Annotated in this window: 13 protein-coding genes; 7 read left to right on the forward strand and 6 right to left on the reverse strand. The window is 66.2% G+C overall.

Annotation, left to right across the window (positions count from 1 at the left end; genetic code table 11):
* Positions 1–108 precede the first annotated feature (108 nt).
* Both ACPPVV_RS17790 and ACPPVV_RS17795 read left to right on the forward strand, forming a co-directional pair.
* On the forward strand, positions 109–921 hold the full coding sequence (locus ACPPVV_RS17790) for an endonuclease/exonuclease/phosphatase family protein (protein WP_426701197.1): 813 nt from the start codon (positions 109–111) through the stop codon (positions 919–921).
* Positions 921–1334 (forward strand): hypothetical protein, encoded by a 414-nt coding sequence (locus tag ACPPVV_RS17795; RefSeq protein ID WP_426701198.1) that lies wholly within the window; start codon positions 921–923, stop codon positions 1332–1334. The genes ACPPVV_RS17790 and ACPPVV_RS17795 overlap by 1 nt, the downstream gene beginning before the upstream one ends.
* On the opposite strand, the gene ACPPVV_RS17800 is transcribed toward ACPPVV_RS17795, so the two are convergent.
* Positions 1248–2843: a glycoside hydrolase family 17 gene (locus ACPPVV_RS17800; RefSeq protein WP_426701199.1), complete on the reverse strand. Its 1596-nt coding sequence runs from the start codon at positions 2841–2843 to the stop codon at positions 1248–1250. The genes ACPPVV_RS17795 and ACPPVV_RS17800 overlap by 87 nt on opposite strands.
* A gap of 140 nt (positions 2844–2983) precedes the next feature.
* On the opposite strand from ACPPVV_RS17800, the gene ACPPVV_RS17805 reads away from it, so the two are divergent.
* A complete protein-coding gene (locus ACPPVV_RS17805) occupies positions 2984–5023 on the forward strand; it encodes a transglycosylase SLT domain-containing protein (protein ID WP_426701200.1) in 2040 nt (679 codons plus the stop codon).
* 27 nt (positions 5024–5050) lie between these two features.
* Positions 5051–5989: a complex I NDUFA9 subunit family protein gene (locus ACPPVV_RS17810; RefSeq protein ID WP_426701201.1), complete on the forward strand. Its 939-nt coding sequence runs from the start codon at positions 5051–5053 to the stop codon at positions 5987–5989.
* Between the two features lie 25 nt (positions 5990–6014).
* Here ACPPVV_RS17810 and ACPPVV_RS17815 read toward each other — a convergent pair whose 3' ends face one another.
* A complete protein-coding gene (locus tag ACPPVV_RS17815) occupies positions 6015–7598 on the reverse strand; it encodes a sulfotransferase (protein WP_426701202.1) in 1584 nt (527 codons plus the stop codon).
* Between the two features lie 101 nt (positions 7599–7699).
* Entirely contained in the window at positions 7700–8785 is a 1086-nt protein-coding gene (gene cax, locus ACPPVV_RS17820; protein ID WP_426701203.1) for a calcium/proton exchanger, read from the reverse strand.
* A gap of 103 nt (positions 8786–8888) precedes the next feature.
* Between cax and ACPPVV_RS17825 the strand changes: the two genes are divergently transcribed.
* A complete protein-coding gene (locus ACPPVV_RS17825) occupies positions 8889–10124 on the forward strand; it encodes a multifunctional CCA addition/repair protein (RefSeq protein ID WP_426701204.1) in 1236 nt (411 codons plus the stop codon).
* Between the two features lie 74 nt (positions 10125–10198).
* Positions 10199–12412 (forward strand): sulfatase-like hydrolase/transferase, encoded by a 2214-nt coding sequence (locus ACPPVV_RS17830; RefSeq protein WP_426701205.1) that lies wholly within the window; start codon positions 10199–10201, stop codon positions 12410–12412.
* Here ACPPVV_RS17830 and ACPPVV_RS17835 read toward each other — a convergent pair.
* The 3 genes from ACPPVV_RS17835 to ACPPVV_RS17845 all read right to left on the reverse strand — a co-directional run bounded on the left by ACPPVV_RS17835 (position 12389) and on the right by ACPPVV_RS17845 (position 16341).
* On the reverse strand, positions 12389–12811 hold the full coding sequence (locus ACPPVV_RS17835) for a VanZ family protein (protein ID WP_426701206.1): 423 nt from the start codon (positions 12809–12811) through the stop codon (positions 12389–12391). The two genes, ACPPVV_RS17830 and ACPPVV_RS17835, sit on opposite strands and share 24 nt — an antisense overlap.
* The gene (locus ACPPVV_RS17840; RefSeq protein ID WP_426701207.1) at positions 12808–14001 is read right to left on the reverse strand and encodes a class I SAM-dependent methyltransferase; all 1194 of its coding nucleotides are present in this window, start codon (positions 13999–14001) and stop codon (positions 12808–12810) included. The genes ACPPVV_RS17835 and ACPPVV_RS17840 overlap by 4 nt, the downstream gene beginning before the upstream one ends.
* A gap of 156 nt (positions 14002–14157) precedes the next feature.
* A complete protein-coding gene (locus ACPPVV_RS17845; protein WP_426701208.1) occupies positions 14158–16341 on the reverse strand; it encodes a TonB-dependent receptor in 2184 nt (727 codons plus the stop codon).
* A 219-nt stretch (positions 16342–16560) separates the two neighbouring features.
* Between ACPPVV_RS17845 and ACPPVV_RS17850 the strand changes: the two genes are divergently transcribed.
* Positions 16561–17355, forward strand: a complete 795-nt coding sequence (locus ACPPVV_RS17850; RefSeq protein WP_426701209.1) for a hypothetical protein — start codon at positions 16561–16563, stop codon at positions 17353–17355.
* Positions 17356–17414: the final 59 nt, after the last annotated feature.

The following is a 17414-nucleotide window of genomic DNA, read 5'->3' on the forward strand; positions in this document are numbered from 1 at the left end:
CACGGGCATAGCTGGCAAGTCGTTCACATGCAACGGATCATGCTGGTGCCAGCACCTGACTGCACCAGCGCAGGCGCCAGCATTCCCTTTCCCGTGTAGTGTGTTGCGATGACCCGCGCCGCCATTCTCAAACCCGCACCCGCCGAGCGCCACCTGCGCCTGTTGAGCTGCAACATCCTGGCCGGAGCCAGCGTGGCGCGCTACAGCGAATACGTCACCCGCAGCTTCAATGCCGTACTGCCGGGACGCAGCAAGATGGACAACCTCGACCGGCTCGCCGAGGTGCTGCCGCAGTTCGACGTGATCGGCCTGCAGGAGGCCGATGCCGGCAGCTTGCGCTCGGGCTTCCTCAACCAGACCCGCTACCTTGCCGAAACCTCCGGCATGCCGTTCTGGAGCCACCAGCCGAACCGGGCGATGGCGCGACTGGCGCATTCGGCGAACGGCCTGATCAGCCGCATCGAGCCACATTCGGTGATGGACTATCCATTGCCCAGCCGAATCCCCGGACGCGGCGCCCTGCTCGCGCAATTCGGCGAAGGCGACAATGCGCTGGCCGTGATGATCGCGCACTTGTCGCTGAGCGCGCCGGCGCGCGCGCGCCAGCTCGGCTTCATCGCCGAGTTGTTGCAGAATTTTCCACACGCGGTGCTGATGGGCGACCTCAACACCGAACCGGGCAGTGTCGAGATGCGCATGCTGTTCGCCAAATCCAGCCTGCAGCCGCCGGCGCAGTCGACGCCGACCTTTCCCAGCTGGAAACCGCGGCGGGCGCTGGATCACATCCTCACCTCGTCGGCGATCCAGTTGGACAAGACCTGGGCACTACCGCAGGCATTCTCCGATCACTTGCCGCTGGCGGCGGAAATCCGCCTGCCGGCCCACGTCGGTGGCGTCGCCTCGCCACGGCGGCAACGGTGATGTCCAGACGCTGGCGACTGGCGCTGCCATGGCTGGCGCTGCTGGCCGTGGCACTGATCGCGTCAGGCCTGCGTTACGGCCTGATCGAGCCCAGCACGATGGCGCAGCGATGCAGCGGCGGCGGCCCATGGTGGTGCGATGGACGGCAATGGCTGGTACTGGGTTTTCTGCACGGCGTCTACGGCGTCATCGCGTTGCTGGCGACGGCGCTGGCGCTGCTGTTCTGGAAGCGCACGTGGCTGGCCTGGCTGGCCGCGGCGCTCGGTGTTTTCGCGCTGCAGTTGTACTGCTTTGAAGCCGGCGCGCTGGCCTTGCTGGTCGGCTGCCTACGCCTGCTGCGACTGCAGGCGACGCACCTGCCACCAGTCGACCAGCACCGGCAGCGCCAGCAGCAGGTTCAGGCCCAGCCATAACCACGCCACTGGCGTGAGACCCGATTCCTGCAGCACCACGATCGCCGCCAGCAACGGCAGCAAGCTGGCGAGGAAGCGCTCCTCCAGCAGCGGCATCGACAGCGCTTTCCGGTCCGACAGCCAGCCGACCAGTGCATAACCGGCGCAAGGCAGCAGGAACAGGCCCAGCGGAAAATCCCGATAGCGGCCATTGACCACCAGCAGCAAGCCATAAAATGCCAGCGCGAACAGCCAGCCCAGCCGCAGCCAGCGCAGCGGCGGTGCCGTCGGCGCACTACCCAGTCGTGCGGCGATCCAGCGCGCCAGCTGCAGTGCGGTGAGCAGCGCCAGCACGCAGGCCGCCAGCGACACCGTCCATTCCCATGCGTCGCGACAGGCAAACAGCATTTGCCGAAACTGCCAGGCCAGCGCGCAGCCGCTGGCCACACCGGCCAGCGCAAGAGCCGCCCATCCGCGTGCGCCGCACCAACGCCGCCGCCACGATCCGACCAGCGCGAACAGTGCCGCACCCGCGGCGCCGACCAGCCAGCCGGCCCACCAGCGCGGCTCTTCGGTGACCGCTCCCTGCATCGCGAATTTCGGGCGCGCGTGTGCATCGAAGATGCCCCAATAGCCGCCGACGGTACCTTCCTGCGCGCGCTTCCATGGCTGGTCGAACGCTTCGATCACGTTGTACGGCATCGACACGGTAGCCGCGTAACGCAGGAATTCGCGCAGGTAGCGTGCCTCGTTCACCACGCTGGCACTGGCCGCCTGACGCGGCCGGCCGGCGCTGGGCCAGCCGGTTTCGCCGATCATCACGGTGCGGCCGGGAAACGCCTGCCGCACCGTGGCGTACACCGTTGCCACGTGCTGCACCGCGCGCTCGGGCGAGACCGGCTGGTCTTCCCAATAAGGCAGGATATGGATGGTGAGATAGTCCACCGAACCGGCCAGTTCGGGATGACGCAGCCAGAACTCCCACACATCGGCATAGGTCACCGGCACGTCGACCGCGGCGCGCACCTGCTGCAGATAGCCAGCCAGTTCCTTCGATGGCAGCTCGCCGCGAAGCAGTACCTCGTTGCCGACGATGACGCCACGCAATACCTGTGGATACTTGTTGGCGGTGGCGATACCCAGCCTGACCTGCTGCGCATTCATCGTGCGATCGCTACCCAGCCAGATGCCCATCAGCACCTTCATGCCGTAGCGTTCGGCGATCTGCGGCACCGCGCTCAGGCCCTGCCCCTGCGAATAGGTGCGCACGCAATCGAAACGCTTCGACAATGCACGCAGGTCTTCGTCGATGCGTTCGGGACTGATGTAGGCGTTCACATCCAGCGGGGTCTCGCCGACCTGGCGAAACGGCGCATACGAGACGCAGGCGATCCGCGCCGACGGCGCATCCGGCAGGCTCACGGGCCGGCCGATCAACCACCACCAGTACGCCCCGGCCAGTGCCAGCGCGATCAGCGCCAACCACGCCACACCAGCGCGACGAAAAACAGGCGAAGGTACTGACGACATGCGATCCCGTGGATGCTGAAGATGGAGCGCGCCAGCTTAACAGGCAGCGGCAAGGCGTCGGCGCCATCGCACTCACCGATTCCCAACAAGCCGGCCCGGACCATCGACTACACTGCATCCGATCGACCGCAGGAGTTTCCATGTTTGTTTTCCTCTCGCCGCGGCGCGTCGCGCTTGCCTGGCTGTTGCTGGCCGCCGGCTGGCTGCTGACCACCACGGCCGTGCGGGCCGCCGAGCCCAGCGACGCCGAGCGCGCAACATTCAAGCAGGCCTATGCCGCCGCCCGGCAAGGCGGTGAGGGCTGGCGGAACCTGGCCACCGGCCTGCGCGGCTATCCGTTGTACCCGTACCTGCAGGCGGCCGCGCTCGAACACGATATCCAGCAAACCGACCGCGCCACGGTCGAGGCGTATCTCAAGCAATACCCCGACTGGATCCCGGCCGCCGACCTGCGTCGCGCGTTTCTGCTGGAATTGGCGCGTCGCCAGGACTGGAGCAATTTCCAGGCGCTGTACCAGCCGGGCCTCGGCGACACGCTCAGCTGTGATGCACTGCAGGCGCGACTGGCGGCGGGCGGCAGGCTCGACTTCGACAAGGATCTCGCCGCGCTGTGGGCCAAGCCGAATCTGCCCAGCGCCTGCGACCCGGTACTCAGCGCCGCGCACGATCAGGGGCTGCTGACCGATGCCCGCTTGTGGACGCGCATCGATCGCGCCGCCGATGCCGGCCAGTCCGGCACCATCACCGGGCTGGCCAACTGGCTGCCCGACACCGATCGGCTCGCCGCCCAGCAACTGGCGCTGGCCTTGCGCGATCCGACCAGCGCGCTGACGTCCGCCGCGAGCTGGCCCGATACGCCGCGGCACCGGCAGGCTGCCACGCTCGCGCTGACCCGGCTGGCGCGGCGTCAATCCACCAGCGCCGATACGGCGTGGCAACAACTGCAGCCGCATTTCCGCTTCAGCGAACAACAGCGCGACCAGGTGCTGTATGCGCTGGCGTTGTTCCACGCCACCGATTTCGACGACAACGCACTGGCCCGGCTGGCCGCCTTGCCGGCTGCAGCACAGACCGATGCCACCCGCGAATGGCGGGTGCGGGTGGCGCTGGCGCGACAGAACTGGACCGCGGTGCTGGCGGGTATCGCTGCGATGCCGGCCGACCAGCAACAGGATGGCGAATGGCAGTATTTTCGCGGCCGCGCGCTGGCGGCGCTGGGCCACACCGACGATGCCCAGCGACAGTTCGATGCACAAGCCGACAAGCCCACCTTCTTCGGCTTCCTTGCCGCCGACAAACTCAACCAGCCCTACGCCCTCTGTCCGCTGACACTGGCCGACGATCCACAGCGCGAACAGGCCCTGCTCGCCAATCCCGGCCTGCTGCGCGCGTTCGAACTGTATGCCGTCGACCTGCCCAAGCTGGCGCGGCGCGAATGGACGCGCGCGCTGAAAGGCGCCGACCCGACCACCCAGCAGGTCGCCGCCAACCTCGCCAACCGCCGCGGCTGGTATGACCGCGCCGTGTTCACCATGAGCAGCGGCGACGCACTGCGCATGTACGAGCTGCGCTTTCCGCTGGCCAGCCAGGACGGGCTGGTGCCGCAGGCGCAGCAGGCCGGCGTCGATCCGGCCTGGGCCTACGGCATCCTGCGTGCGGAAAGCGCCTGGATGAGCGACGCCCATTCCGGTGCCGACGCGCGCGGCCTGATGCAGCTGCTACCCGGCACCGGAGCGTTGGTGGCGCGGCGCAACGGACTGGACTGGGGCGGTGGCGACACGCTGTACGACCCGGCCACCAACATCGCGCTGGGTACGCGCTACCTGGCCCAGCTGGCCGAGCGTTTCGGTGGTTCGCCCTGGCTGGCCAGCGCGGCCTACAACGCCGGCCCGAACCGCGTCGACCAATGGCTGGCTGCACGCGGCACGCTGGCGCCGGACGTGTTCGTCGCGACCATTCCGTTCAAGGAGACCCGCGAGTACGTGGCGCGGGTGATGGCCTTCAGCGTGATCTACGACTGGCGCCTCAACGGCAATGCCATGCCGTTGTCGAGCCGCATGAACGCCATCGGTCAGCCGTATGGACGGCCAGATGTGGCGGCAATGCGCCGTACCGTCAGCTGCCCATCGATCGAACCGGCGCCCGCCACGGCATCCAGCTCACGCAACGCATCGCCCTGAGCCCGTTTCATCCGAGGACTGATCCGCATGGCCGCACAGCAACTCGTCATACTCGGCGGCACCGGTTTCGTCGGCAGCCACCTGGTGCCGCGACTGGCCGCTGACGGCCACCACATCGTGCTGCTCAGCCGCAACCGCGAGCAGCGCCGCGAGCTTGGCGTGCTGCCCGGGGTGAGTGTCCGCACCGCCGACGTCTACGATGACGACAGCCTGCGCAAGCACCTGGTCGGTGCCGATGCGGTGATCAATCTGGTCGGCATTCTCAATCCGGGCGGCCAGCACACGTTCCAGCGCGCGCATGTGGAACTGAGCCGCCGGCTGATCGCCGCCTGCCATGCCAGCGGCGTCGGTCGCCTGCATCAGATGAGTTCGCTGAAAGCCGGCCAGGGCCTGTCGCGCTACCTGAAAACCCGCGGCGAAGCCGAAGCCCTGGTCAAGGCCTCCGCGCTCGACTGGACGATCTACCAGCCCAGCGTGATCTTCGGTCCCGGCGACGGCCTGGTTCGCCGCTTCGCTGCCCTGCTGCGGCGCATGCCGGTATTGCCGCTGGCACGCGCCGGGGCGCGTATGGCGCCGACCTATGTCGGCGACGTGGCCGAGGCGATCGCGCGCTGCGTCGGCAATGAGCGGCTCGGTCGCCGCCGCAGCCTGGAGTTGTATGGTCCGGAGGTGCTTACCCTGGGCCAGATCGTGCGCAAGATCCGCGATGGCGCCGGCCTGCGCACGCCGGTGATGGCCCTGCCCGATGGCCTCGGCCGCCTGCAGGCGCAGTTCGCCGAACTGTTGCCCGGCAAACCTTTTTCGCTGGACAACTTCCGCTCGCTGCGCACCGACTCGGTCGGCAAGACCGACGGCTACGCCGTCCTCGTCATCGTGCCGCAACCGTTCACGCCATGGCTGCCGGTGCTGCTCAACCCGTCGGCGCAGCAACGTCGGCTGAGCGAGGCACGTTCGCGGCGACGCTGAGTTCGACTGCGCACACGCCAAACCGTCAGCCGTGCGACTGGCTCCCCGCCAGCAACATGCGCAGCCGGTTCAACGCCGGGCCATACAGCTCACTGCGCGGGGTACCCAGGCCCAGTGGCCAGTCGGCACGCTGGGTCAGGTCGGTTGCCTGCAGCGAATCCTGCCGTTGCTGGAACGCCAGGCAAGCGGGCTCGTAGTCGAGCCCGCAGAACGCCAGCAGCCGTCGTATCTGGACATCCGGATCGGCCTGCAGCGCCTCGTGGGTGTGCTCGAGAAAACGATCGGGAAACAGCCGTTGCCAGTGTCGGCTGAGCCGATCGTAGTCATGCCAGTAGCTGGTCAAATGGTCCAGGTCATAGCTGAAATGATGGCCATGCTCGAATAGCTGGCGATAGCAACCGAAACAGTTCTCCACCGCGTCGCGCCGGCTGTTCACCACCTTCGCACCGGGCAGCATCGCCAGCGCGGCACCGACCAGCTGCCAGTTCAGCAGGCTCTTGTCGGTGAATCGCGGCTTGTGCCAGCGCCAGCGTTCGGTGCGCGCCAGGTAATCGTGGCCCAATCGCGACCAGTCCGCCGGTGTCGCCGCAGCGACCCATGTCGGGAAGGGTTGGCCACGACGCGCCGATTCCTCATCGATGACCTGCTGCAGGTCGGGCAGCTCCCCGGCGCCCTCGACCCGCGGATGTGTGGCGAGGATCCGTTCGGTCAGCGTGGAGCCGGACTGCGGCAGGCACACCACGAAGATCACCTGCTCGCCCCGTTGCGTGTCCGCTGTTCGATCCAGGGGTGCAGCGAAAGCATCGAGCAGGGCATCCACCTGCACGCGCGCTTTCGCAGGATCCCAGTTCACCTGCCGGCGCATCAACGCATTCGCCTTGGCGAGCACACGGAAGGCCTCGCGATAATCCGCCTGGTCTTCCAGCGCCCTGGCCAGCACGAAGCCCAGCGAAATGCGCGCCTGCATCGGCACGCCGGAAATCTGCAGGACCTGCTGCAAACCGGCGACATCGTCGGGGCCAAAGCGCGTGGCTTCCAGTTGCGACAAGCCAAGCCACGCCTCCGGATGAGCGGGATGACAGCGCAGCACCTCGCGGTAATTCGCGCTGGCCGCGCCCATCGCGCCAACGCGAACCTGAGCATCCGCCAGCATGAGTCGCGACGGGACATGGCCGGGATCGAGATCCACGGCACGATGCAGGGCGGTGATCGCGCCGGCGGGGCGGCCGCGCATCTGAAGCACCCGACCCAGGTTGAACCAGGCCGGCGAAAAATCGGCGGCCAGTTCACAGGCCCGTCGCAACAACGTCAGCGACGCCTCGAATTCGCCGCGTGCATACAGCAGCCCGCCCAGATTCGTGTGGACCAGCGCGTCATCCGGTCTCGCCGCGAGTACCTGTTGCAGCAAACGCACCGCGTTCGCGTAATCACCCCGCATTTGCTGCGTCAGGCCGAGCAGACGCTGCGCCTCGATGCAGTCGGGCTCCAGCGCGAGCGCGCTGGCCAGCGCCGCTTCGGCGGCGTCCAGCTCCTGGCGGCCCAGTGCGGCCGCAGCCTGCTCGAGCAGCTGTGTCACCGCCGGCGACAAACCCGCGGCACGCTCCCGCATCAATGAATGCACATGGTCCCCCACCATGAAGTCCCCTACACGCTTGACGACATCGGTGCCCAGCTTACGCGAGGGTGTCGCCGGTAGAAAGCAGCGCGCAGTCAACCCCACCAGAATGCGGTGGCGATGATCGCGTACACGGCGATCAGCGCGATACCCTCGATCCAGTTGGACTCACCGTCGACGGTGATGAAGGCGGTGATCAGCACAGCCACCGTCACCGAGACCACCAGCATCGGCGTGAACACCAGGGTCAGCGGCGCCAGTCCGAACAGCTGCGAGAGGATCACCAGCAACGGCGCCAGCACCAGCGCGATCTGCAGCGGCGAATTGACCACCACCGAGAACGCGTACTCGGACTGGTTGCGCGCCGCCAGTTGCATGCCGACCACGTTCTCGATCGCGTTGCCGGCAATCGCCACGATGACCAGGCCGGCGAACGCATCGGAAATATGCAGCGCGGCCATCGCCGGTTCCAGCGCATGCACGAACCAGTCCGAGACGAAGGCGGCGGTCAGCGCGGCCACGGCGAGCAGGCTCACTGCCAGCACCAGCGACCAGCGTGGCGCGTCCTGGTGCGAGGTCATTTCGGTGGACAGGCGACTGGAACCCCGTTTCAGCGAGGCCGGCAAGGTCAGGCAGAACAGCAGCAGCAGGATGATCGAAACAATCAGCGACAGCCGCCCCTCGTGCGCCGCCGCCGGGGCATGCACGTAACTGGCCATCGACGGCAGCAGCAGCGCGGACACCGACAACAACATCAATACGGTGATGCCGCGGGCCCGTTCGGAGCCGAGTTTCTGCGTGCCGTGCTTCAGTCCACCCACGACAAAACACAGGCCCAGCACCAGCAGCAGATTGGCCAGGATCGAGCCGATCAAGGCCGCCTGCACCACCACGACCAGCCCGGCCTTGAGCGCGAACAGCGCAATAAACAACTCCGGCAGGTTGCCCAGCGCCGACTGCAGCACGCCCGTCGCGCCAGGCCCGAACCGGTCGCCCAGCTGCTCGACCGACCGCCCCACCAGCGCCGCCAGCAAGGTCACCGCCAACGCCGAACAGACAAAGGCCAGCACCGATCCGCCACCCAGGTACCGGGTAGCACCGGCGAGCACGACGGCGGCGGCGCTACCGCCGAGGATGATCCGGTCGGAACGGTTGAACGAAGACGTCCTGATGTCAGCCATGCGGCCTATATTGCCAGCAGATATGCGCCATGCGGCATGGCTCACCGCACATCGACGGCTCCCGATTGGCGTCGAGCCAATGCACGCATGGCAGAATCCCCTCATGCAAACCTATCTCGTCGGCGGTGCGGTCCGTGACAAATTGCTTGGGCGGCCGGTGGTCGATCACGATCATGTGGTGGTCGGGGCGATGCCGGAAGAGCTGCTGGCGCTGGGCTATCGGCCGGTGGGCAAGGACTTCCCGGTGTTCCTGCATCCTCGGACCGGCGAGGAATATGCGCTGGCGCGCACCGAGCGCAAGACCGGGCGCGGTTATCACGGCTTCGTGTTTCAGGCCGACGCGACGGTGACGCTGGAGCAGGATCTGGCGCGGCGCGACCTCACCATCAACGCGATCGCCGCAGACGAGCACGGCGTGCTGACCGACCCGTACGACGGCGTGCGCGACATCGAGGCGCGTGTGCTGCGGCATGTATCGCCCGCCTTCGTGGAAGATCCGGTGCGCGTACTGCGGGTGGCGCGTTTCGCCGCGCGCTTTGCGTCGCTGGGTTTCACCGTGGCCGGGGAAACCATGGCACTGATGCGCCAGATGGTGGCGGACGGTGAGGTCGACCACCTGGTGCCCGAACGGGTCTGGGCCGAGACACGCAAGGCGCTGGGCGAATCGCAACCGTCGGCTTTTCTGCGCGTGCTGCGCGAATGCGGCGCGCTGGCGGTGCTGTTTCCGGAGATCGACGCGCTGTACGGCGTGCCGCAGCGCGCCGAGTTCCATCCGGAGATCGACTGCGGCGTGCACGTGGAGATGGTGCTGGACGCGGCGGCGCGCATCGCACCGGGTAACGATGTCGTGGGTTTCTGCGCGCTGACGCACGACCTCGGCAAGGCATTGACGCCGGCCGGTGAACTGCCGCGCCATGTCGGCCACGAACACCGCGGCCTGGCACCGCTGCGCGCACTGAACGCCCGCCTGAAAGTGCCGACCGAACATGCAGCGCTGGCCGAACTGGTCTGTCGCGAACACCTCAACGCGCATCGCGCGTTCGAGTTGAAGCCGGCCACCGTGTTGAAGCTGCTGAGTGCACTGGATGCGTTGCGTCGGCCGGCTCGGCTGGATGCCTTCCTGGCTGCCTGCGAAGCCGACAAGCGTGGCCGGCTAGGCCATGAAAACGACGAATATCCACAAGCGATCTACCTGCGTGACGCGCGGGCGGCCGCGGCGACCGTCAATGCCGCCGACTTCGTCAGCCGCGGCCTGACCGGCCCGGCGATCGGCAAGGCCATGGAAAACGCACGGACTGCCGCGATCGCCGCACTGAAAACTAATCATCCGCCAAGCTGATCCGCGGTATAAAGCACCGGATCATCCGTGCCCGTCCGGGCACTGATCGAATTCACGTCTTGCTGGAGTTGCCCGTGTCGAGCGCATTCACCCCGACCTCCCCGCTGCGTCAGCGGTTTCGCCCGCTGCTTTGGCTGGCCATCATCTTCGTGGTGATCTCCTTCGTCACTCGCGTGGCGTTGCTGGTGATGTCCGGCCATGAGGTGCCGCATGCGCCGCTGAACCTGCTGTACGCGTTCGGCGTGGGCCTGGGCTATGACCTGATCACGTACATCTACGTGGCGTGGCCGCTGGTGCTGTTCCTGTGGCTGGTGCCGACGCGACGGGCCACGGTGTCCGGACTGGGTCAATGGCTGTTGTTCGTGACCGCACTGGCGCTGCTGTATGCGTTGTGCCTGGGCGTGCTGTACATGCTGTACCGCGCGCATGTGGGCATGACCTGGCCGCTGGTGGTGCTGTTCCTGCTGGTGCTGCCGCTGCCGGGCTTCGCCTATGTCTCGCGCGCCGGCCAGTGGGCGCTGTACGGGCTGGCGCTGGTGCTGCTGTACGGGCTGCTGTTCGTGGCGGCATCGGAGCTGGTGTTCTGGAACGAGTTCAGCGTGCGCTTCAATTTCATCGCGGTGGACTATCTGGTCTACACCACCGAAGTGATCGGCAACATCCGCGAGTCGTATCCGATCGGGCGCTGGCTGGCGTTGCTGGTGGTCGCCGCACTGGTGGTGTTTGCGATCGGTCGGCGCGGTCTGCGCGCGCGCGATGACGGCAGCCGTTTCTGGCAACGTGGCAAGGTGGTGCTGCTGTGGCTGGTGCTGACGGTGATCTCGGTGGCCGCGGTGAATGGCGGCATGAAGGACCGCACCGGCAACAACTACGTCAACGAACTGGCCGGCAACGGCATCTACCAGTTCTTCAACGCGTTTCGCAGCAGCCATCTCGACTACGCGAAGTTCTATCGCACGTTGCCGGACGAGCAGGCATTCGGGTTGGTGCGCGATAACCTGAAAACGCCCGACGCGACCTATCTCAGCGACGATCCGCACGACCTCACCCGCGCGATCCGCCACGAAGGTCCGGAGAAGCATCTCAACGTGGTGCTGATCAGCGTGGAGAGCCTGTCCGGTGATTACCTGGGCACGTTCGGCAACAAGGAAAACATCACCCCGTACCTCGACTCGCTGGTCAGCCAGAGCCTGTTCTTCGACAACCTCTACGCCAATGGCACGCGTACCGTGCGCGGACTGGAGGCGTTGTCGCTGTCGGTGCCGCCCACACCGGGCGACTCGCTGCTGAAGGAGCGCAACAACGAGAATCTGTTCTCGCTGGCAAGCATCTTCAACGACCGCGGCTACCAGTCGGATTTCGTCTACGGCGGTTATGGCGAGTTCGACAACATGAACTATTTCTTCGGCCACAACGGCTATCGCCCGGTGGACCGGCGCGACATCCCGAAGGGCGCCACCATCCACAGCGAGAACGTGTGGGGTGTGGCCGACGAGGACCTGTACACGCTGGCGCTTGGCCAGATGGATCAGATCCATGCGGCGGGAAAACCCTTTTTCCTGCACATCATGACCACGTCGAACCACCGGCCCTACACGTTCCCGGCCGGTCGCGTCAGCCAGGCCAACCACACACGGCCCGGCGCCGTGGCGTACACCGACTGGTCGATCGGCGATTTCATCAAGCGCGCGCGCGCGAAGCCGTATTTCAACGACACCGTGTTCGTGATCACCGCCGACCACTGCGCCTCCAGCGCGGGCAAGACCAGCGTGCCGATCAACCGCTACCACATCCCGCTGTGGATCTATGCACCTGCGCACATCAAGCCGCAGCGCGTGGAACAACTGACCAGCCAGGTCGACATCGCGCCGACCCTGCTTGGCCTGCTCAATTTCAGTTACCGCTCGCGCTTCTTCGGTTACGACGTGTTCCAGCTCGAAGCCGGCCGCGAGCGCGCGTTCCCGGCGACCTACGAGAAACTCGGCTACCTGCGCAACGATGTGCTGACCGTGCTGGAACCGCAGCGCAAGCTCGAGCAGTTCAAGCCCGACTACGCCAGTGGCGACGCCACACCGTTGAAGCCGGTCAACCAGTCTCTCATCGATCAGGCCACGGCCTACTACCAGGTGGCCAGCGAGCTGTTCAAGCGTGGCAAGCTGGTGCGCCGACCGGACGATGCGACGCCGGTCGAGCCGCTGCCGATGCCGGTCGCTCCGGCGCCGGCCGGCACGACCGCGTTGCCCGCGGCAGCCAGTTCGGTGGAGTCAGTTCCCGCGCCGGTGCATTAGCCCGCGTTCGACGCCGGCCAGCACGCGAGCCAGCGGCGTGCGCAACAGTGCCAGCGCGATGAGGATGCCGATGCCGTCGGCGAGCACGTCGAAGGCATCGGCATCGCGCGGTGGATCCAGCCATTGCGCGAACTCGATGAACACCCCGAAGGCAAGGCAGCCCAGCGCCGCCCAGCCGCGCGCGCGGCCGCCGCGATATACATTCCCCCACCAGCCCATCAGGCAGCAGAACGTGGTGGCGTGCAGCAGCTTGTCGCCATAGGGAAACGACAGCGTGATATCCGGATCCGGCGTCAGCGCCATCCACAGGGTCCAGCCCATGATCAGCCCGCCCAGCACCACCCACCAGGCGTGCCAGCGCAGCCGTCCGGACCTCCAGGAGTCTGTCGTATCGATCAAAGCCGACCGCCCTGGTCGGCCGCCAGCAGTTCGGCCGGCAACGGCAACGCCTCCAGACCACGGGCCAGCAGCATCGCCTGGAAACGTTCGCCCATCTGATCGGGCAGCATCAGCCGCTTGACCTGCTGCGCGAGCCGATAGCGGTGATTCTCGTCGGCGGCCTTGGCGTGTTCGCTCTCGAACACCTCCTGCAAACCGGTGCCGATCAGGAACTGCGCCTGCGGCAGGTACGCGGCCACGCCGAAACCGGCGCTGTTGCCGGCCTCGGCCAGCGCGGTGAAATCGACTGACGCGGTGAGGTCGTTCAAGCCCGGCAGGTACAGCGGATCGTTGTGCGCGTGATGACGGTAGTGCGCCATCAGCGTGCCGTCGTCGCGGTCGGGCAGGTAGAACTCGCGGCGCACGTAACCGTAGTCGATGAACAGCATCAACCCTGCGGTAAGTGAACCGGCCACCGCCTGGATCCAGTACGGCAGCTGCGGCAGGATTTCCGAGCGGTAGCCGTTGGCGAAATCGATGCCGAGGTCGCGTTCGACGTGGCGCACGGCGCCGGAGACCAACGCATCGGCGGGTCGGTCGGTACGCATCAGACGGCCTTCGCCATCCAGTGCCACGTACTCTTCGTAGACCTCGCCATCGCGCACGGTGAACCGCGTGGCCGGCAGCGCGTCGATCACCTCGTTGGCAAACAGCACGCCGCACCAGTCCTGCTCGGGCGGGCGATCCAGCCATTGCACGCGGGCGTTGAGTTCCGCCGGGAGATTCGCCCGCAGACGGTCGCGCTGGCGTTCGCGCAGGTCGGCGCTGGGTTCCAGTATCAGATATTGCCGCGGCAACGTGCCGGCGGCCGCCAGCGCTTTCAATGCGGCCTCGGCGAACGCACCGCTGCCGCCGCCCAACTCCAGGAAATCCGCTTCATCGCCGAGCATCGCCAGCACCGGCTGCACGGCATTCACCACACAGCCGGCGAACAGGTCGCCCAGTTCCGGCGCGGTGACAAAATCGCCGGCCGCGCCGAACTTGGTGCGACCGGCGCTGTAATAGCCCAGCCCCGGTGCGTACAGGCAACGCTCCATGTATTGCGCGAACGGCAATGGTCCGTGCGACGCGATCAATTCGCGCAGCAACTGCAGCAGGTGATCGGAGTGGGCGCGCTCGTCGGCGCTGGGTTCGGGGAGGCGGGAGGGCATGTGCGTTGCCGATAATGAAGACCGCGGCAAGCATAATGGATGAGGCGCGCAGCGCCGTGCCCGCGCATGCATGCGTAGGAGCCCGCTGGCGGGCGATGCTTTTGCTTGGGATATCCAGAGCAAGTGCATCGCCCGCCAGCGGGCTCCTACGATCGATCAGAAATCTTTTTGCAAGCTGAGGAATACGCCCCGACGCGGACCGTACTGCGGTGCACCGACGCCGATGCCGCTACCGTCGCGCAACTCATACGTGCGATCGAGCACGTTGAGCACGGCCAGCTGGGTGTGCAGCTTGCCGAAACCGTCGAACGCGAAGTCGTGCGACAGGTTGAGGTTCAACTGGAAGTACGTCGGCAACGAAGCGCCATTCGGGACCTCGCCGTCCTTGCGCAAACCGCTGCCGAACAGATAGTCGGCACCGACCTTGGTGCTGTCATTCAGCGCGTAGTTGATGCCACCGGACGAGGTGAGCTTCTGGTCGTGGTCGAGAAAGATGTAGTGATTGCTGACATAGGCCAGGTCGTCCGGCGCGAAGTTGTACTGGCTGGTGATGATGCGCTTGCCGATCGCCTTGCCCAGCGACGCGTTGAAATACGCCGACAACGGCCCTTGCTCATAGTTGGCGGTGAGTTCCAGGCCCTTCACCCGGCCTGCTTCGTAGTTGAAAGTCGAGTAGACCAGCGCCGAGCCGAACTGACCCTCATCCTGCAGGCGCTGCACCTTGCGGTAGTAGGCGTCCAGGCCGACGGTCCAGGCCGAGCCGATGTTCTGCGAGATGCCGGCGTCGAAGTAATCCGAACGCTCCGCCAGCGGCGTATTGTTGCCGTTGTCCGCCACGGCGTTGGTGGTGCCGTCGAACTTCGCGATGTTGGCGCTGGCGATCATCTCGGTCGCCGGCGGCGTGAAGTAGCGCGAGTAGCCGGCGTGCACGGTGGTGCTGCCGCTGGCCTGCCAGACCAGGCCCAGGCGCGGGCTCAGCTGGCTCTCGGTGCGCACCAGCTGGTAGCGATCGCCGCGCAGGCCGTAGTTCAGCGTCCAGTTTTCGGCAAGGCTCCATTCGTCCTGCACATAAGCCGACCAGGTTTTCGCGGTGAGGCGGCTGTCGTCGAGGATATTGATCGGCGTGGTACTGGCCTGGTTGCCGTCGGCATCGACTGGAAACACCCAGGCGTTGTTGCCGCTGGCGGCGCGCTCGAAGCTGCCATAAACACCGTAACGCAGGGTGTGGTGATCGCCCATCGGGGTGGCGAAGTCCGCCTGCAACGTGCTGGCGCGATTGCTGCGGCTGATGTCGGAAGCGACGCCGTTGAACATCAGCTCGCCGATCTGATCCGGCGTGTAGGCGAGGCTGCTGTAACGCTGGCCGACCGAGACTTGGTAGTCGGTCGAGCCCAGTTTGCCCTGCAGCGCCAACACGCCGAAGCGGGTGTTCTCGCGCTGGCGTTCGTTCAAATCGGCGGAATTGAAATCCACCGTATCGAGATAGCCGAATTGCGGTGCCTGGCCCGGATTGTTCGGAATCTGGAAGCGGTTGTTGGCGACACCGAACAGCAGGCTCAATCGGGTCTCGTCGTTGATCAGGTAACTGATGTCGCCGAAGCCCTTGACCTGATTGGTGTGGTCGTGGATCGGCTTTTTGCTCGACGTGGGATTCTCGATGCCGGCGTCGTTCTCCATGTAGTTGCCGGTGAAGAACCAGCTCCAGCGATCGTTGCTGCCCCAGATCGACGCGTTCGGATTGAGCGTGCCGTTGCTGCCGCCGGTGATGCCCACGCTGCCGCCGTTGCCGAGGTCGTGGCCGCTCTTGGTGGTGATGTCGACCACCGCCGCGGTGCGCAGGCCGTATTGCGCCGGCAGCGCGCCGTCGAGCAGTTTCACGTTCTGGATCGTGCGCGCATCGAGGCTCTGGCCGAAGCCGCCGATCGACTCGGGGATGATCACGCCGTTGATGCGGTATTGCAGGTTCGCGTGGTCGCCGCGCACATGCAGGCCGCCATAGGAATCCTGCACCACGCCGGGCGCCTGCAGCAGCACCTGGTTGATCGGCGTGGACGCGCCGAGCGGCAATTGGGTGATCGCCTTGTGGTCGATCACGTACTGGCTGCTGCCGGTATCCGGCGACAGTGCGTTGCGCGCCTGGTCCAGTGCGCCGGAGACCGAAATGGCGCCCAGATTCTGTACTTCCGGCCGCTTGTTGCGGCTGCCGCTGTCGGCCGGATCGTCTCCGTCCGTGGCAGCAACGGGTGCGGTGGCGTTTGTCGTCGGGACCGTGTCGGTGGCATGGACGGCGGTCGTACCCAGGGCGATGGCGAGGCTCAGGGCGAGCAGGGAAGGTTTCATCGGTGATTCCAGCAGGACGGGGAGAATGTATGTAATGTTATAACATTACCTACAAGACGTCTCCTCCGCCTGCGCCAGAAGTCATGCCTTGCGGAACACTCGCCCGCGTCCGGTACCACGTCGGCTGCCGCGTGTATTGAGCCAGGCTTCACGCGGCTTCCCTAGACTGCGAAGGACACATGCCGCGCTCCACGCGCTGCGCATCTCACGGAGCCATGCATGACCAAGTCCAGCAGCCAGCAGGTACCCGCCGTCATCGCGCCAGTCGAACATGGGCGGATCACCGAGGCGATCCTCGATTTCGTCAGCCAGGTGCCGGCCAGCAAGGTCGGCAGCAGCCAAGACCCCGCCGGCGAAGCCCGCCGTTTGGCCAACCGTGCCGCGCAGCGCGCCGCGCTCACCGCCGGCTCGCTGGCCTTGCCGCCCGGACCGCTGGGCTGGTTGACCTTGCTGCCGGAGCTGATCGCGATCTGGAAAATCCAGGGCCAGATGGTCAGCGACATCGCCGCCGCCTACGGCCATCACGCCACCCTGGGTCGCGAACAGATGATGTGGTGCCTGTTCCGCCACACCGCCGCGCAGGCGTTCCGCGATCTGGTCGTGCGCATGGGTGACCGGCTGGTATTCCGGCGGATGTCCTATGGCGTCGCGCAGCGCGTGGCGAAACAGGTTGGCGTGAAGTTGACCCAGCGCACGCTCAGCAAGGGCATCTCGCGCTGGCTGCCGGTGATCGGTGCGCTCGGCGTCGGCGCCTACGCGTATTACGACACCGGACAAGTCGCCAACACCGCGATCGAAATGTTCGAAGGCGGAATCGCGATGGAGGAAGAACCAGCCGCCGCCACGGAAACCGGCAAACCAAAGCCGAAACCCAAACCAAAAGCCAAGGCGACCCGCCGCGTGGTGAACAAGCTGGTCGACAAGGCGGTGACCGGTGCCGCACGCAAGGTCGCCGGCACCGTGCGCAAGGCCGCCAGCAAGACGCCGAAGCCGCGCAAACCGAAAGCCGAGTAGTCGCCTAGGCGGGTGACGCCATCGCGGCTTTGCGGCAAGCTGCATGCTGGATCGCCGCC

It is taken from the genome of Rhodanobacter sp. Col0626, assembly GCF_049994385.1.
GTDB lineage: Bacteria > Pseudomonadota > Gammaproteobacteria > Xanthomonadales > Rhodanobacteraceae > Rhodanobacter.

What these genes read in the sequence shown, in the direction of transcription:
- ACPPVV_RS17790 (WP_426701197.1), top strand. Translation starts at nt 109, where the DNA reads ATGACCCGCGCCGCCATTCTCAAACCCGCACCCGCCGAGCGCCACCTG.
- ACPPVV_RS17795 (WP_426701198.1), top strand. Translation starts at nt 921, where the DNA reads ATGTCCAGACGCTGGCGACTGGCGCTGCCATGGCTGGCGCTGCTGGCC.
- ACPPVV_RS17800 (WP_426701199.1), bottom strand. Translation starts at nt 2,843, where the DNA reads ATGTCGTCAGTACCTTCGCCTGTTTTTCGTCGCGCTGGTGTGGCGTGG.
- ACPPVV_RS17805 (WP_426701200.1), top strand. Translation starts at nt 2,984, where the DNA reads ATGTTTGTTTTCCTCTCGCCGCGGCGCGTCGCGCTTGCCTGGCTGTTG.
- ACPPVV_RS17810 (WP_426701201.1), top strand. Translation starts at nt 5,051, where the DNA reads ATGGCCGCACAGCAACTCGTCATACTCGGCGGCACCGGTTTCGTCGGC.
- ACPPVV_RS17815 (WP_426701202.1), bottom strand. Translation starts at nt 7,598, where the DNA reads ATGCGGGAGCGTGCCGCGGGTTTGTCGCCGGCGGTGACACAGCTGCTC.
- cax (WP_426701203.1), bottom strand. Translation starts at nt 8,785, where the DNA reads ATGGCTGACATCAGGACGTCTTCGTTCAACCGTTCCGACCGGATCATC.
- ACPPVV_RS17825 (WP_426701204.1), top strand. Translation starts at nt 8,889, where the DNA reads ATGCAAACCTATCTCGTCGGCGGTGCGGTCCGTGACAAATTGCTTGGG.
- ACPPVV_RS17840 (WP_426701207.1), bottom strand. Translation starts at nt 14,001, where the DNA reads ATGCCCTCCCGCCTCCCCGAACCCAGCGCCGACGAGCGCGCCCACTCC.
- ACPPVV_RS17845 (WP_426701208.1), bottom strand. Translation starts at nt 16,341, where the DNA reads ATGAAACCTTCCCTGCTCGCCCTGAGCCTCGCCATCGCCCTGGGTACG.
- ACPPVV_RS17850 (WP_426701209.1), top strand. Translation starts at nt 16,561, where the DNA reads ATGACCAAGTCCAGCAGCCAGCAGGTACCCGCCGTCATCGCGCCAGTC.